This window comes from Azohydromonas aeria (genome assembly GCF_009760915.1).
GTDB classification, from domain to species: domain Bacteria; phylum Pseudomonadota; class Gammaproteobacteria; order Burkholderiales; family Burkholderiaceae_C; genus Azohydromonas; species Azohydromonas aeria.
The window spans coordinates 1-14,003 of the sequence record NZ_VIDQ01000119.1 but is presented as its reverse complement, the minus strand read 5'-3'; the positions used below and the strand labels follow the sequence as shown (position 1 = coordinate 14,003).

Annotated in this window: 13 protein-coding genes; 8 read left to right on the top strand and 5 right to left on the bottom strand. The window is 69.1% G+C overall.

Annotated features, from left to right (window positions below):
* Window positions 1-133: 133 nt before the first annotated feature.
* From yidD to rpmH, 3 genes are all read right to left on the bottom strand, one after another.
* Window positions 134-457 (bottom strand): membrane protein insertion efficiency factor YidD, encoded by a 324-nt coding sequence (gene yidD, locus FJ694_RS33975; protein ID WP_157271951.1) that lies wholly within the window; start codon window positions 455-457, stop codon window positions 134-136.
* A gap of 93 nt (window positions 458-550) precedes the next feature.
* Window positions 551-979: a ribonuclease P protein component gene (gene rnpA / locus FJ694_RS33970; protein WP_232540349.1), complete on the bottom strand. Its 429-nt coding sequence runs from the start codon at window positions 977-979 to the stop codon at window positions 551-553.
* 17 nt (window positions 980-996) lie between these two features.
* Window positions 997-1,131 (bottom strand): 50S ribosomal protein L34, encoded by a 135-nt coding sequence (gene rpmH, locus FJ694_RS33965; RefSeq protein ID WP_005798102.1) that lies wholly within the window; start codon window positions 1,129-1,131, stop codon window positions 997-999.
* Between the two features lie 433 nt (window positions 1,132-1,564).
* Here rpmH and dnaA point away from each other — a divergent pair, with 433 nt between their 5' ends.
* The 7 genes from dnaA to FJ694_RS33930 all read left to right on the top strand — a co-directional run bounded on the left by dnaA (window position 1,565) and on the right by FJ694_RS33930 (window position 11,582).
* Window positions 1,565-2,968, top strand: coding sequence for a chromosomal replication initiator protein DnaA (gene dnaA / locus FJ694_RS33960; protein WP_232540348.1), 1,404 nt, complete (start codon window positions 1,565-1,567; stop codon window positions 2,966-2,968).
* Between the two features lie 174 nt (window positions 2,969-3,142).
* Window positions 3,143-4,255 (top strand): DNA polymerase III subunit beta, encoded by a 1,113-nt coding sequence (dnaN, locus tag FJ694_RS33955; RefSeq protein WP_157271946.1) that lies wholly within the window; start codon window positions 3,143-3,145, stop codon window positions 4,253-4,255.
* An 88-nt stretch (window positions 4,256-4,343) separates the two neighbouring features.
* The gene (gene gyrB, locus FJ694_RS33950; protein ID WP_157271945.1) at window positions 4,344-6,842 is read left to right on the top strand and encodes a DNA topoisomerase (ATP-hydrolyzing) subunit B; all 2,499 of its coding nucleotides are present in this window, start codon (window positions 4,344-4,346) and stop codon (window positions 6,840-6,842) included.
* Between the two features lie 75 nt (window positions 6,843-6,917).
* Window positions 6,918-8,069 carry a protein NO VEIN domain-containing protein gene (locus tag FJ694_RS33945; protein WP_232540347.1) on the top strand — a complete coding sequence of 384 codons (1,152 nt, stop codon included), beginning with the start codon at window positions 6,918-6,920 and terminating at the stop codon, window positions 8,067-8,069.
* Window positions 8,070-8,634: 565 nt separating this feature from the next.
* On the top strand, window positions 8,635-9,066 hold the full coding sequence (locus tag FJ694_RS33940; RefSeq protein ID WP_157271944.1) for a hypothetical protein: 432 nt from the start codon (window positions 8,635-8,637) through the stop codon (window positions 9,064-9,066).
* A 193-nt stretch (window positions 9,067-9,259) separates the two neighbouring features.
* On the top strand, window positions 9,260-10,087 hold the full coding sequence (locus FJ694_RS33935; RefSeq protein WP_157271943.1) for a 2-keto-4-pentenoate hydratase: 828 nt from the start codon (window positions 9,260-9,262) through the stop codon (window positions 10,085-10,087).
* A gap of 157 nt (window positions 10,088-10,244) precedes the next feature.
* A complete protein-coding gene (locus FJ694_RS33930) occupies window positions 10,245-11,582 on the top strand; it encodes a patatin-like phospholipase family protein (protein WP_157271942.1) in 1,338 nt (445 codons plus the stop codon).
* Between the two features lie 52 nt (window positions 11,583-11,634).
* Here the strand turns inward: FJ694_RS33930 and FJ694_RS33925 are convergent, their stop codons facing one another.
* On the bottom strand, window positions 11,635-12,411 hold the full coding sequence (locus FJ694_RS33925) for an SDR family NAD(P)-dependent oxidoreductase (protein ID WP_157271948.1): 777 nt from the start codon (window positions 12,409-12,411) through the stop codon (window positions 11,635-11,637).
* Window positions 12,412-12,454: 43 nt separating this feature from the next.
* Window positions 12,455-13,537 (bottom strand): NAD(P)/FAD-dependent oxidoreductase, encoded by a 1,083-nt coding sequence (locus tag FJ694_RS33920; RefSeq protein ID WP_157271941.1) that lies wholly within the window; start codon window positions 13,535-13,537, stop codon window positions 12,455-12,457.
* Between the two features lie 109 nt (window positions 13,538-13,646).
* Here FJ694_RS33920 and FJ694_RS33915 point away from each other — a divergent pair.
* Window positions 13,647-14,003: MerR family transcriptional regulator (locus FJ694_RS33915; RefSeq protein WP_157271940.1), on the top strand; the 357-nt coding region annotated here is incomplete at its 3' end.

The window sequence follows — 14,003 nt, the reverse complement described above, 5'->3', positions numbered from 1 at the left end:
CCCGCCGCCGGGGCGGTGGCGGTCGGTCGCGGGCCGAAGAACGAGGGATTGCCGGTGTGCTTGTTCCACGCGTCCCACAGCAGGACGAGCGACATCGTGAACACCACCCACAGCAGGGTGCGGCGTATATCGGTCATGGAGATTTCCGGGTCGGAAGGGAATCGGCGGACGGGTCGGCGCACGGCGGCGCGTCAGGCGCCGCCGGTGAGCGCGACGACAGCCGCGTGAACAGGCGCGGCGGCTGCGCCGGCACGGGGTCGTGGCCGCCTGCGCACCAGGGATGGCAGCGCAGCAGGCGGGCGGTGGTGAGGTAGGCGCCGGCGGCGGCGCCGTGGCGCTCCAGCGCGTCGAGCGCGTAGCGCGAGCAGGTGGGCTCGAAGCGGCAGGCGCTGCCGAGCCAGGGGCTCAGCAGCAGCCGGTAGCCGCGCACCGCGCCGATGAGCAGCCGCTGCGGCAGCGCGCGCAGGCCCGCTCCCGCGCGCGAGGCGGGGCGGCGGGCGGGGGCGGGCGCGGCCATGGCGTGGGGACCGGGCGACGGGCCGTGCCGCGCTCAGGGCGCGATGCGGCCGAGCAGCTGCTCCAGCTCCGCGCGCACGGCGGCGCGCAGCGCGTCGGAGGCCGCGGACGGGAACTGCTTGGGATCGACGGGCGCGCGCAGGCGCAGCACCCACTGCCCGGGAGGCAGGTGCTGTCGATGGCGCCGCAGGGCTTCTCGCATCTGGCGCTTGATCAGGCTGCGCGTGACGGCACGGCGGGCGTGGCGCTTGGGCACCACGAGGCCCAGCCACCAGCCGGAGAGCGGGTCATCCACAGGCGCCGCGGGCGTCTCGCCCGGGGCTGTTGACAACTGCGCCGGCGCGCGTGCCGGCAAGCCCGGAGGCTGGCGCAGGAGATGGGCCGCGAAATGCGGACTGCGCGACAGCTGCCGGGTCTGCAGCACGCGCTGGAAGTCGGCCGCGCTGGTGAGGCGGCCGATCACCGTGCGGGTGCCTGCGTTCAGACGGCCAGGCGCTTGCGGCCCTTGGCGCGGCGCGCGTTGATGACGGCGCGGCCGCCGCGCGTCTTCATGCGCACGAGGAAGCCGTGCGTGCGGGCGCGGCGGGTCTTGGAGGGCTGGTAGGTGCGTTTCATGGCCATGGCGAAATCCTCGGCAGTGTTCTCGGGAAGGGGCCCGGTCGGGGTCGCTGCCCGGGCCCGGCGCGGTGCTCGAAAAACAGGCACCGGCACCGGACGGCCGCGTCGCGACGGCGCGCAAGGACGCCAGCACCTGTGCACAAGGTCCGCACGTCAAGGCCGCATCAAACGGCCCCTGAAAATGGGCAGTTGGTTCCACCACCCCCCGCGCGAACCCGGCGCAGGGCTCGACGCTTCGGGTGGGCGCAGGGCCACACCCGAACTTCTCGCGCATCCGGGAAAGCCCGCGATTACAGCAGAACCGGGGGGTTTGGTCAACGTGGCGCGCACAACAACCCTGGTTGACGCTGTGGGCCGATCTGTGGATAACCACCGCCTCGCACCGCGGCGGGACCGTACAATCCGGCCGCTCATGAAAGAGTTTTCCACAATGAGCAACGACCTCTGGCAACAGGGCTGCGCACGCCTCGCAGCCGAGTTGCCTGAACAGCAGTTCAACACCTGGATCCGTCCCCTGCCTCCTGCCGAAGTGGCCGAGGAGGGGGATTCAGCGGTGGTGAGCCTGCGTGTTCCCAACCGCTTCAAGCTCGACTGGATCCGATCGCAGTACGCCGCGCGCATCGAGCAGGTGCTCTCCGACGTGGCGGGCAAGGCCGTGCGGCTGGAGCTGATGCTGGCCGCGCGCCCCGCGGCCGGCCCCATCGAGCGCCCCGCGCCGCGCACCACGCCCACGGCGGACCTGTTCAACGGCACGCCGCACGCGCCGGCCACGCCCGCGGCGCCGCCGCCGCGGCCCGCGCCGGTGCAGCAGGCCCTGAACCGGCTCAACCCGGCCCTCACCTTCGACACGCTCGTCCCGGGCCGCGCCAACCAGATGGCGCGCACCGCGGCGCTGCACGTCGCAGGCGCCCCGGGGCACATGTACAACCCGCTGTTCATCTACGGCGGCGTGGGCCTGGGCAAGACGCACCTGATCCACGCCGTGGGCAACGCGCTGCTCAAGGACAACCCCGAGGCGCGCATCCTGTACCTGCACGCCGAGCAGTTCATCACCGACGTGGTGAAGAACTACCAGCGCAAGACCTTCGACGAGCTCAAGGCCAAGTACCACTCGCTGGACCTGCTGCTCATCGACGACGTGCAGTTCTTCGCCGGCAAGGAGCGCACGCAGGAGGAGTTCTTCAACGCCTTCGAGGCGCTGCTGGCCAAGCGCGCGCACATCATCATGACCAGCGACACCTACCCGAAAGGGCTGGTGGACATCGACGAGCGCCTGACCAGCCGCTTCGACGCCGGCCTGACGGTGGCGATCGAGCCGCCGGAGCTGGAGATGCGGGTGGCGATCCTGATGAAGAAGTCCAACGTCGAGGGCACCGACATGCCCGAGGACGTGGCCTTCTTCATCGCCAAGAACGTGCGCGCCAACGTGCGCGAGCTCGAAGGCGCGCTGCGCAAGGTGCTGGCCTACTCGCGCTTCAGCCAGAAGGAAATCAACATCAACCTCGCGCGCGAGGCGCTGAAGGACCTGCTCTCCATCCAGAACCGCCAGATCGGCGTGGAGAACATCCAGAAGACGGTGGCCGACTTCTACAAGATCAAGGTCGCCGACATGTACTCCAAGAAGCGCCCGGCCAGCATCGCGCGCCCGCGCCAGATCGCCATGTATCTGGCCAAGGAGATGACGCAGAAGAGCCTGCCCGAGATCGGCGAGCTCTTCGGCGGCCGCGACCACACCACCGTGCTGCACGCCGTGCGCAAGATCGGCGGCGAGCGCCAGAAGAACACCGAGCTCAACCAGCAGCTGCACGTGCTGGAGCAGACGCTCAAGGGCTGACGCTGCCGCGGTTGAGGTCGCTGCTTTCGCCCCCAACTGCGAGCGCTTCGGCAACTGACGCCGGGCGCTGCGTGGTGCGGGCCTGAAAGCGCCCGCGGCGGCGGCAAGGGCCTCGCGCCGGGCGAAAATAGGCGGCTATCCCGAACCCATCCAAATCGAACCGAAGAGGACGACATGATTGTTCTGAAGGCACCCCAGGAACAACTGCTGGGGGCGCTGCAGGCGGTCTCCGGCATCGTCGAGCGCCGCCACACGCTGCCGATCCTCGCCAACGTGCTGCTGCGCAAGAACGGCGACGACATCGAGCTGACCACCAGCGACCTGGAGATCCAGGTCCGCACCAGCGCCACCCTGGGCGGCGACGCCGGCCAGTTCTCCACCACGGTGGGTGCGCGCAAGCTCATCGACATCCTGCGCACCCTCCCCGCCGACCAGGTCGTGTCGCTGTCGGCCAGCCAGAACAAGCTCACGCTGCAGGGCGGCAAGAGCCGTTTTACTTTGCAGACGCTGCCGGCCGAGGATTTCCCCCTGGTGCAGGAGGCGGCCGACTTCGGGCCCGCCTTCTCGGTGCCGCAGAAGGTGCTGCGCGGGCTGATCGACCAGGTGCACTTCGCCATGGCGGTGCACGACATCCGCTACTACCTCAACGGCATCCTGTTCGTGGCCGAGGGCAAGAAGCTCACGCTGGTGGCCACCGACGGGCACCGCTTGGCGCTGGCCCAGGCCACGCTGGAGGCGGAGATCCCGAAGCAGGAGGTGATCCTGCCGCGCAAGACCGTGCTGGAGCTGATGCGGCTCCTGAAGGACGGCAAGGAGGAGGACGCCATCGAGATGCGCTTTGCCGGCAACCAGGCCAAGTTCGCGTTCTCGGGCATGGAGTTCGTCACCAAGCTGGTCGAGGGCAAGTTCCCCGACTACAACCGCGTGATCCCGAAGAACCACCGCAACAGCGTGACGCTGGGCCGCGCGCCGCTGCTGGCGAGCCTGCAGCGCGCCGCGATCATGACCAGCGACAAGTTCAAGGGCGTGCGCGTGAACATCGAGCCGGGGCTGCTGCGCATCGCGTCGAGCAACGCGGAGCAGGAGGAGGCCAAGGAGGAGCTGGAGATCGACTACGGCGGCGACGCCATCGAGATCGGCTTCAACGTCACCTACCTCATGGACGCGCTGGCCAACATGGGCCAGGACATGATCAAGGTCGAGCTGCAGGACGCCAACGCCAGCGCGCTGATCACGGTGCCCGACCGGGACGATTTCAAGTACGTCGTGATGCCGATGCGCATCTGACGCACCAGACACTCAAGCGGGCCGCGAGCCCGCTTCGGCATTTTTATGGGCTGCCGCGGCGCGTGCCGGCGGCCCGGGAAGAGAAGCAATGAGCGAGCAGAACACTCCGCAAATCCAGGGCGACGGCGGCTACGGCGAGGGCAGCATCCAGATCCTCGAAGGCCTGGAGGCCGTGCGCAAGCGCCCCGGCATGTACATCGGCGACACCTCCGACGGCACGGGCCTGCACCACCTGGTGTTCGAGGTCGTGGACAACTCCATCGACGAGGCGCTGGCCGGCTACTGCGACGACATCATCGTCACGATCCACTCGGACAACTCGATCAGCGTCATCGACAACGGGCGGGGCATCCCCACCGGCGTGAAGATGGACGACAAGCACGAGCCCAAGCGCTCGGCCGCCGAGATCGCGCTGACCGAGCTGCACGCCGGCGGCAAGTTCAACCAGAACAGCTACAAGGTCTCGGGCGGCCTGCACGGCGTGGGCGTGAGCTGCGTCAACGCGCTGTCCAAGTCGCTGCGCCTGACGGTGCGCCGCGACGGCAAGGTGCACTTCCTGGAGTTCAAGCGCGGCATCCCGCAGGACCGCGTGATCGAGGTGCGCGACGGCTTTGAGATCAGCCCGATGAAGATCACGGGCGAGACCGAGAAGCGCGGCACCGAGGTGCACTTCCTGCCCGACGACACCATCTTCACCAACGTCGATTTTCACTACGACGTGCTGGCCAAGCGGCTGCGCGAGCTCTCCTTCCTGAACAACGGCGTCAAGATCAAGCTGGTCGACGAGCGCAACGCCAAGGAAGACGACTTCGCCTACGCCGGCGGCGTGCGCGGCTTCGTCGAGTTCATCAACACCGGCAAGAAGACGCTGCACCCCACCGTCTTCCACGCCACCGGCGAGAAGATGAGCGACAACGCGACCAACATCGGCGTCGAGGTCGCGATGCAGTGGAACGAGGGCTACAGCGAGCAGGTGCTCTGTTTCACCAACAACATCCCGCAGCGCGACGGCGGCACGCACCTCACGGGGTTGCGCGCGGCGATGACGCGGGTGATCAACAAGTACATCGAGGACAACGAGCTGGCCAAGAAGGCCAAGGTCGAGATCTCGGGCGACGACATGCGCGAGGGCCTGGCCTGCGTCATCAGCGTCAAGGTGCCGGAGCCCAAGTTCTCCAGCCAGACCAAGGACAAGCTGGTCAGCTCCGAGGTGCGCGGCCCGGTCGAGGAGATCGTGGCGGCCAAGCTCAACGACTGGCTGTTGGAGAACCCCACTGACGCCAGGATCGTCTGCGGCAAGATCATCGACTCCGCCCGCGCCCGCGAGGCGGCGCGCAAGGCGCGCGAGATGACGCGCCGCAAGGGCGTCCTGGACGGCCTGGGCCTGCCCGGCAAGCTGGCCGACTGCCAGGAGAAGGACCCGGCGCTGTGCGAGATCTACATCGTCGAGGGCGACTCGGCCGGCGGCTCGGCCAAGCAGGGACGCGACCGCAAGTTCCAGGCGATCCTGCCGCTGCGCGGCAAGATCCTCAACGTCGAGAAGGCGCGCTACGAGAAGCTGCTGAGCTCCAACGAGATCCTGACGCTGATCACCGCCCTGGGCACCGGCATCGGCAAGGGCATGGGGGGCGATGACTTCAACCCCGACAAGCTGCGCTACCACCGCATCATCATCATGACCGACGCGGACGTGGACGGCGCCCACATCCGCACCCTGCTGCTGACCTTCTTCTACCGGCAGATGCCCGACTTGGTCGAGCGCGGCCACATCTACATCGCGCAGCCGCCGCTCTACAAGGTCAAGCACGGCAAGCAGGAGCAGTACCTCAAGGACGCGGCCGAGCTGGACGTCTACCTGATGCGCGTGGCGCTGGACGGCGCCGCGATCGAGCCGGGCGAGGGCCGCGAGACCATCCGCGGCGAGGCGCTGGAGGAGCTGGCCAAGTCGTACGTACAGGCCAGCAACGTGATCGACCGGCTGCAGAACTTCATGGACGTAGAGGCGCTGCGCGCGATTGCCGACGGCCTGACGCTGGACCTGGACAGCGCGGCGGCGGCGGAGGCCAGCGCCGCGGCCCTGAAGGCGGCGCTGCACGATGCCGAGGTGGTGGCCGAGCTGGACGAGCGCACCGACAAGCAGCAGCTGCGCATCAGCCGCCGGCACCATGGCAACCTCAAGAGCAGCATCATCAGCGCCGACTTCGTGCACGGCACCGACTACGAGGCGCTGAGCCGCGCCGGCACCACCTTCAAGGGCCTGCTCGGCCCCGACGCCGTGGCGCGCCGCGGCGAGGGCGACCGCGCCAAGGAGCAGAAGGTGGCCGACTTCCGCGCCGCCATGGCGTGGCTGATGGGCCAGGCCGAGAACAGCGTCGGCCGCCAGCGCTACAAGGGCTTGGGCGAGATGAATCCCTCGCAGCTCTGGGAAACCACCATGGACCCGAGCGTGCGGCGGCTGCTGCGCGTGCAGATCGAGGACGCGATCGAGGCCGATCGGGTGTTCACGATGCTGATGGGGGATGAGGTGGAGCCGCGGCGCGATTTCATTGAGTCCAATGCGTTGAGGGCGGCGAATATCGACGCGTGATGGGTGTTTGAAAGCGGCTCCTTCGGGAGCCGTTTTTCATGGGCATGATCGGCATTCGAATGCCGAGCAGTCGTCATGAAAAGAAAAATATCTGATCTTGTCAGCGCTGCAGCCGTGCAGGCGGCTTTGGATGAGTTTGTGCGAAACGGGCGCGATGCTTTTTTGGCGCAGCATGGTTTCAAGCCGGCACGAGATTACTTCGTCATTGATCCGAAGACTGGCATTGAAGCGGACTCGAAAGCCATTGTCGGTGTGGCATTCAAATACCTGCCGCCAGAATTCAAGGCGTTGAAGCCCGAAGAGCTTTCTGGCGGCGATGCCACGGTGGTGCCGCTGCTGGCTTCCCTGGGATTCGTTGTCAAGCACATGGGCAGCGCCACTGCCGGCGAGGACTGGACACGCCAGGAAGTCGAATTGATCGTTGCCGACTACCTGTCCATGCTGACGCTGGAATTGACGGGCCAGCGCTACAACAAGACGGAGCATCGCAAGCGGCTGCTGCAGCAATTGCGCGGCCGATCCAACGGCTCCGTCGAATTCAAGCACGCCAATATCAGCGCGGTGATGGCGGAACTCGGATATCCACCTTTGAGAGGCTACAAACCCCGGGTGAATTTTCAGCGGCGGCTATTGACGGAAGTAGTGTCAGAGCAGGTCATGCGCCATCCCGTGCTGGATAAAGCGGCGCTTCTGGCGGTGGAGATGCCAGCGCAGCTGGTTCCGGCAAAGGATTTTTCAAAGGTGCTTTCGGTGGCGCCGAAAGCCAATATGGCGACGCGTGAAGAAGAGGTGGAATACGTGGCTCGCCCACCGATCAAGCGTGATTACTTTGAGCGCGAAGCCCATAACCGCTCGCTGGGCGCAGCCGGTGAGGAGTTTGCTTTAAGTTTCGAACGTTGGCGGCTTGTGCAATTGGGTGTGGGGCAGTTGGCCGACAAGGTCGAGCACGTGTCCAGAACTCAAGGCGACGGCCTAGGCTACGACATTCTTTCCTTTGAAATGGACGGCTCCGAGCGATTCATCGAAGTAAAGACCACGGCTTTTGATGAACGCACGCCGTTCTTCGTGTCGGCCAATGAAGTGCGCTTTGCGCGCAGCCGACCAGAGGAATTCCGGCTGTACCGGCTCTTTGATTTCAGAAAAATGCCGCGTCTGTTCGAACTGCCCGGTCCGATCGAGGCCCATTGCGCGTTGGACGCGGCGACGTATCGGGCGAGTTTTGGGTGATTGACATGGCATTGCTGCGTGCGCGTTCTCGCTTGAAGTTTATGAAGGCGAATCCATGGGGCAGTATTTTAAAATAGCTGAATACCCCAACTTCATGGTTCCGCGCGACTCATTTCAACTTGATGCGGCAACTGTAAAGGAATACTTTGCAGTTGATTGATATGCATCGCATTTGATCTTCGAACACCACCCCGTTCGCCCTGAGGTATCGAAGGGTGAAGCCGTCAGGCTGGTATGGACGCCAGAAACTGGGGGCACCATGGACCGTTCGGACTGAGGTATCGAAGGCCGAATCCGATAGGCTCGGATGCCCGCATTACAGTGCGGGCCGTCCACCCTTCGATACCTCAGGGCGAACGGAAAGAGGTTGTCCGGCGGATAAATCCGTTTCGTATTAGGGCCAAGTTTTGTTGATCACGGCCGACGTTTGAAAGCCTGCTTTGACGGCCGCACCGGACAACCAGGAAAGCGCCGGAAAATTCACCTCCTGGAATCCTTTCCGTCAGTGCCCTCCCACTGAATCAACCAAATCAATAAATCCACCACCGAATCCCCGAGGGAATCCATGAACCGCCTTTGCGCCATCACCCTGTCCCTGCTCGCCGCCGCCGCCACCACGGCGCAAGCCGCCCCGCAGCCCTACACCGGCCCCGACTATTCCGGCACCTACGCCTGCACCGGCAAGGACGACCACGAGGGCGACTACACCGGCACCGTGACCATGGCGCTGGTGCGCGGCCAGAGTTCCGGCGCCTACGGCGCCTACAGCTTCAAGCTCGAAGTGCCGGGCTACGGCGCCTACCTGGGCCAGGCGGCGGCGCACGGGAAACACGTGGGCATCCATTTCGCGCTCACCGACCAGAGCACCCGGGACTACGGCACCGCCATCGCCGAGTTCACGAAGGCCAAAACCGGCAAGTGGAGCTTCAGCAAGTACTACTACGAACCGGAGTTCAAGGGCGGCAACTTCGGATTCGAGCGCTGCGTGCAGCAGTGAGCATCCGGGCTGGAGCGTGAAGCCGTCCTGGCCTGCAGCCGGCAGCCGGGACGCGATAAGTCGTTGTCGCGCAAGCATTGGCCGTATGAATTGCGAAATCGATTTCTGTACGGCCAATGCATGAAGGGTTGCTGGCCTGAACCGCGCCCGCGTGCTCTCATCCTGCACGCCACAGACGACAGGACCGCCGCCCATGCTCCCCTCCGAAGACCTCGCCGCCATCGCCAGCCAGCTCGACGCCGCCCACGCCGACGCCCGCCAGGTCGAGCCCCCCAGCGCCGACTTCATCGCCTTCGACGTCGAGTCCGCCTACGCCGCCGCCGCCCTGCAGCACCGCCGCCGGCTCGACGAGGGCCGCCGCCCCGCCGGGCGCAAGCTGGGCTTCACCAACGCCGCCATGTGGGCGCGCTACGGCGTCAACGCGCCGCTGTGGGCCTGGCTGTACGAGGACAGCGTCTCGCAGCTTGCGTCGAACCAGGCCGTGTGCGGGCTGGTGCGCTTCGCCGAGCCCAAGATCGAGCCGGAGATCGTGCTGGGCCTGCGCGAGGCGCCGCCGCCCGGCGCCGCCGACGACCCGGGCGCGCTGCTCGGCTGCGTCGAGTGGGTCGCGCATGGCTTCGAGGTGGTGCAGTGCCACTACCCGGGCTGGCGCTTCGAGGCCGCCGACGCGGTGGTGGACCAGGTGCTGCACGCCGCGCTCTTCGTCGGCGAGCGCGTGCCCGTCGCCGCCCTCGGCGCCGACCCGCTCGCGGCGCTGGAAGGCTTCAGCGTCGAGCTGCGCTGCGACGGCGAGCCGCGCGAGACCGGCCACGGCCGCAACGTGCTGGGCAGCCCGCTCCTGGCGCTGGCGCACCTGCTGCGCCTGCTGCAGTCGCAGCCCGGCGCGGCGCCGCTGCAGCCGGGCGAGATCGTCACCACCGGCACGCTCACCAGCGCGCTGCCGGTGGCGCTAGGCCAGCGCTGGGAGACACGGCTCGACGGCATCGCGCTGCCCGGGCTGGCGCTCGACTTCACGGCCTGAGCCCAAGTCCGCCCGGGCGGGGCCCGGGCACCCATCGTCTCCCTGCTGTAAGGATTGGCAACCAGAATTCACGGTTGCCGGGCTCCGATCCCGGCCCGGGCCGGCGCGCGCACGCGCGCACGGTCCGCGGGACACCAGATCCGGAGACAAGACCACCATGAAGAAGATCGCCATCGCCTGCCAGGGCGGGGGTTCGCATTGCGCCTTCACCGGCGGCGTGCTCGCCGCGCTGCTGCGCCGCGTGCACGCGGATGCGCAAGGGCGCCTCGTGCTCGACGGCCACGAGATCGTGGGCCTGAGCGGCACTTCCGGCGGCGCCGTCGGCGCCTACCTCGCCTGGCTGGACCTGCTGCGCCTGCGCCAGGGCCTGCCGCTGCCTGAAAGCGAGCCGCTGGCCGTCGAGCGCTTCTGGAAGCAGACCGCCACGCAGCCCTTCGGCCGCTTTCCCTACGACATGCTCACCAACTTGGCCATGGTCGGCATCGCCAGCATGGACGGCAAGCTGCCCACGCTCACGGCCACGCCCAACGCGGCCACGCGCGCCGTCCAGGCGCACCTGCGCACGCAGATCGAGCAGGCCGCCGGCGACCTGTCGTTCCTGCAGCCGCTGCTGCAGGCCGAGGGTGGGCTGCACCGCGCGCGGGTGCGCAGCCTGCAGCCGGCGCCAGGCAACTTCCCCGTCCTCGTCGTTGGCGCGACCAACGTCAACCACGGCCTGTTCGAGCCCTTCATCGCCACCCCGAGCCACCCGCCGCTGCTCGACCAGATCGTGGCCGCCACGGCGCTGCCGGACCTGTTCCCCTCCGTGGGCATCAGCTCGCCGATGAAGACGCCGCGCCACGGCGAGGACGGCACCGGCGCCGGCGCCGAGGCCGATGCGATGCACCGCCCGGCCACGCCCGCGCATGGCCCCGAGCCGGCCACGGCCCACTACTGGGACGGGCTGCTGTCGCAGAACCCGCCCATCAGCGACTTCCTCGGCTTCGACGACTGCAAGGTGAAACCCGACGAGATCTGGATCGTGCGCATCAACTCGGTGGCGCGGCGCAACGGCGCCGGGCGCATCGCCATCGAGCCGCCCACGCGCGGCACCGAGATCGCCGACCGCCGCAACGAGCTCGCCGGCAACCTGTCGCTGGAGCAGGAAAAGCGTTTCATTCGCCGTGTCAACGCCATGCATGGCACCGGCACTCTCTCGGCTGAAGGGCGCGAGCGCTACAAGAAGGTGGCTCTGTGGGGCATCGCCCTGGACGGCTGGGCCGACCTGCCGGAGCACCCGGGCGCCCCGGACGGCGACTGGCGCGAAGTGAAGTTCAAGACGCCGCGCATGCACACTGCCGTGCTCGACTACGCCACCAAGCTGCTGCGCAGCCCGGCCTTCCTGGCCGAGCTCGATGCCCTGGGGCGCGAGGCGGCGCTGGAATTCCTGGCCTTCCGCCGCGGCGAGGCGCCGCCGCCGGCCGCCGGCGTGGGCGGGCGGCTCGGCGCGGCCTGAGCCCCGGCCGGCGCGTGGCGCATGTCGCCGCTCGCCGGCCGCCCCGGCCTCGCTACTTCACCAGCGGCCGCACAGCCGTAAAGCCGCCGTCCACGGGCACGACCTGGCCCGTGATGCGCGCCGCGCGCGCCGACAGCAGCCAGTCGATGGCCTCGGCCACGTCCTCGGCGGCCTGCACGCCGCCCAGCGGGTACTGCCGCGCCGCGCCCTCGCGCAGCGCCGGCGAGGCCAGCATGCGCTCGGTCAGCGGCGTGGCCGTGAGCCCCGGCGCCACGGCGTTGACGCGCAGCCCCAGCGGCGCGTAGGTGGCCGCGGCCGAGCGCGCCAGCGCCTCCACGCCGCCCTTGGCCGCGGCAATGGCCTCGTGGTTGGCCACGCCGATGCGCGCCACCACGCTGGAGACCAGCACCGCCGCGCCCGGCCGGCCGGCGCCGCGCAGCGGCTCGATCCACGCCTGCAGCATGAAGAGCGCGCTCTCCAGGTTGACGCGCAGCAGCTCGCGCATCTGCGCCGCCGGGCTGCGGTGCAGCGGCGCCACCAGGGTGCTGCCCACGCAATGCGCCAGCAGCGTGGGCGCGCCGCCCAGGGTGCTCCAGCAGGCGGCCACGGCCGCGGCGGCGCCTTCGGGCGTGGTGGTGTCGGCGGCGATGCGGGCATCGGCCTCGACCTCAACCAGCTTCGCCGCGTCGCGGCCGACGGCGGCGACGCGGTGACCCTGCGCGCGCAGCCGCGCCACCACCGCGCGGCCGATGCCGCCGCGCGCGCCCGTCACCAGGGCCACCTGCGGGCCGCGGTCCGGGGCGGGCAGGTCTGCGGTGTCGTGTTCCATGGTGTCCATGCCTTCCGGGTCGTGAGGAACGGGAACAGGGGGTTCAGGCCGCGGCGGCGTCGGCCGCGCCGGGCGCCATCACCCCCGCCAGGGCGCGCCCGGACAGCCACGCGCCCTCCACCCCGGCGCCGGTGAAGAAGTCGCCGCAGGCGCCCAGGCCCAGCGCGTCGTCCCACCAGCACGGGCTGGCGCTCTCGCTGCGCGGCGCCAGGGCGTAGCGCCAGCGGTGCACCGTGGCATGGGCCCAGCGCGGCGTGCGGCCCAGCACCTGCGCCAGCGCGTCCTGCAGCAGCGGCTGCACCACGTCGGGGGCGCTTTCCAGGAAGGTCTGGCTCCAGCTCGCCGTGGCATGCACCACCCAGCGGTTGAGGCCGTCGTCGGGCGCCGCGCGCCCGGGCTTGGCGGCGTTGCGCACCACCCAGGCCAGCGGCCCGCGCTGCGGCCAGGCGGCGTCCCAGTCCGGCGCCGGGCCGCCCTCGGCGGCCATGAGCGTCCAGCAGGGCTGCATCGGCACCGCACGCGCCTGGCGCGCCCAGTCCTCGCGGTGCGGCGCCAGCAGCGCTGCCGCCTGCGCCGGCGGCATGGCCAGCACCACGGCGTCGAAGGCGTCGTCGCCCAGCGGCTCGGCCTGCGCCCACAGCCGCCAGCGGCCGTCGGCCTCGCGCACGAGGCGGTCCACGGCATGCGAGGTGGTCAGCGCCAGCCCGGCCGCGACGTGCCGGCACAGCGCCGGCATGTCGGGCGTGCCGACCCAGAGGGCGAGGCCGTCGAGGTTCCGGTGCGAGCCGGGCGCCATCACGGGCTCCCAGCGCGCCAGGACGCCTTCCCCGGCGGCCTCATCGACGAAAGCCTGGAACGCGGCCGAGCGCGCGCTGAAGGCGGGCGTGCCGTGGTCGAAGGCGGCGTGGTGCACGGCGCCGTCGGCGTCGATCCAGCGCGCGCGCCGCGTGGCCATGCGCCCGCCCACGCCGCGCGACTTGTCGAACAGGGCGACCGCGCAGCCGGCCTGCGCCAGGCGCCGCGCGCAGGTGCTGCCGGCCAGGCCGGCGCCGACCACCGCGACCCGCGGCACGCGGCCGGCGGCGATGGCGCCGGCCAGGGGAGAAACCGAAACGTAGGAAGACATGGCAGCACTGTACGCACTCCGATTTCAAACACGATTCGTGGTGGGATTGACAGGCTTGACCGTGCTCATAATCTGGCTCAACAACGACTCAAAGCCAGGAGCCCGGGGTATGGACCAGGACCTGAACCAGCGCGCGGCGCCGCTGCCGTCCGAGGACGCGGCCGACGCCAACGACCTCGTGCCCCGCTACCGCAGCGGCGCGGTGGCGCGGATGCTGCGCATGCCGGTGGCGACGCTGCGCATCTGGGAGCGGCGCTACCAGGTGGCCACGCCGGTGACCTCACCCTCGGGGCACCGCCTGTACTCGGCGGCGGATGTGAAGCGGCTGGCGCTGCTGCGCCAGCTCACCACGCTGGGCCACGCCATCGGCTCGCTGGCGCCGCTGGACGTGGCCGCGCTGCGCCAGGTGGCGGCCACGCACGCGGGCGTGCTGGCCGCGCCGCGCCAGCGCGCGGGCGCGCCGGGC

What these genes read in the sequence shown, in the direction of transcription:
- rpmH (WP_005798102.1), bottom strand. Translation starts at nt 1,131, where the DNA reads ATGAAACGCACCTACCAGCCCTCCAAGACCCGCCGCGCCCGCACGCAC.
- dnaA (WP_232540348.1), top strand. Translation starts at nt 1,565, where the DNA reads ATGAGCAACGACCTCTGGCAACAGGGCTGCGCACGCCTCGCAGCCGAG.
- dnaN (WP_157271946.1), top strand. Translation starts at nt 3,143, where the DNA reads ATGATTGTTCTGAAGGCACCCCAGGAACAACTGCTGGGGGCGCTGCAG.
- gyrB (WP_157271945.1), top strand. Translation starts at nt 4,344, where the DNA reads ATGAGCGAGCAGAACACTCCGCAAATCCAGGGCGACGGCGGCTACGGC.
- FJ694_RS33945 (WP_232540347.1), top strand. Translation starts at nt 6,918, where the DNA reads ATGAAAAGAAAAATATCTGATCTTGTCAGCGCTGCAGCCGTGCAGGCG.
- FJ694_RS33940 (WP_157271944.1), top strand. Translation starts at nt 8,635, where the DNA reads ATGAACCGCCTTTGCGCCATCACCCTGTCCCTGCTCGCCGCCGCCGCC.
- FJ694_RS33935 (WP_157271943.1), top strand. Translation starts at nt 9,260, where the DNA reads ATGCTCCCCTCCGAAGACCTCGCCGCCATCGCCAGCCAGCTCGACGCC.
- FJ694_RS33930 (WP_157271942.1), top strand. Translation starts at nt 10,245, where the DNA reads ATGAAGAAGATCGCCATCGCCTGCCAGGGCGGGGGTTCGCATTGCGCC.
- FJ694_RS33925 (WP_157271948.1), bottom strand. Translation starts at nt 12,411, where the DNA reads ATGGAACACGACACCGCAGACCTGCCCGCCCCGGACCGCGGCCCGCAG.
- FJ694_RS33920 (WP_157271941.1), bottom strand. Translation starts at nt 13,537, where the DNA reads ATGTCTTCCTACGTTTCGGTTTCTCCCCTGGCCGGCGCCATCGCCGCC.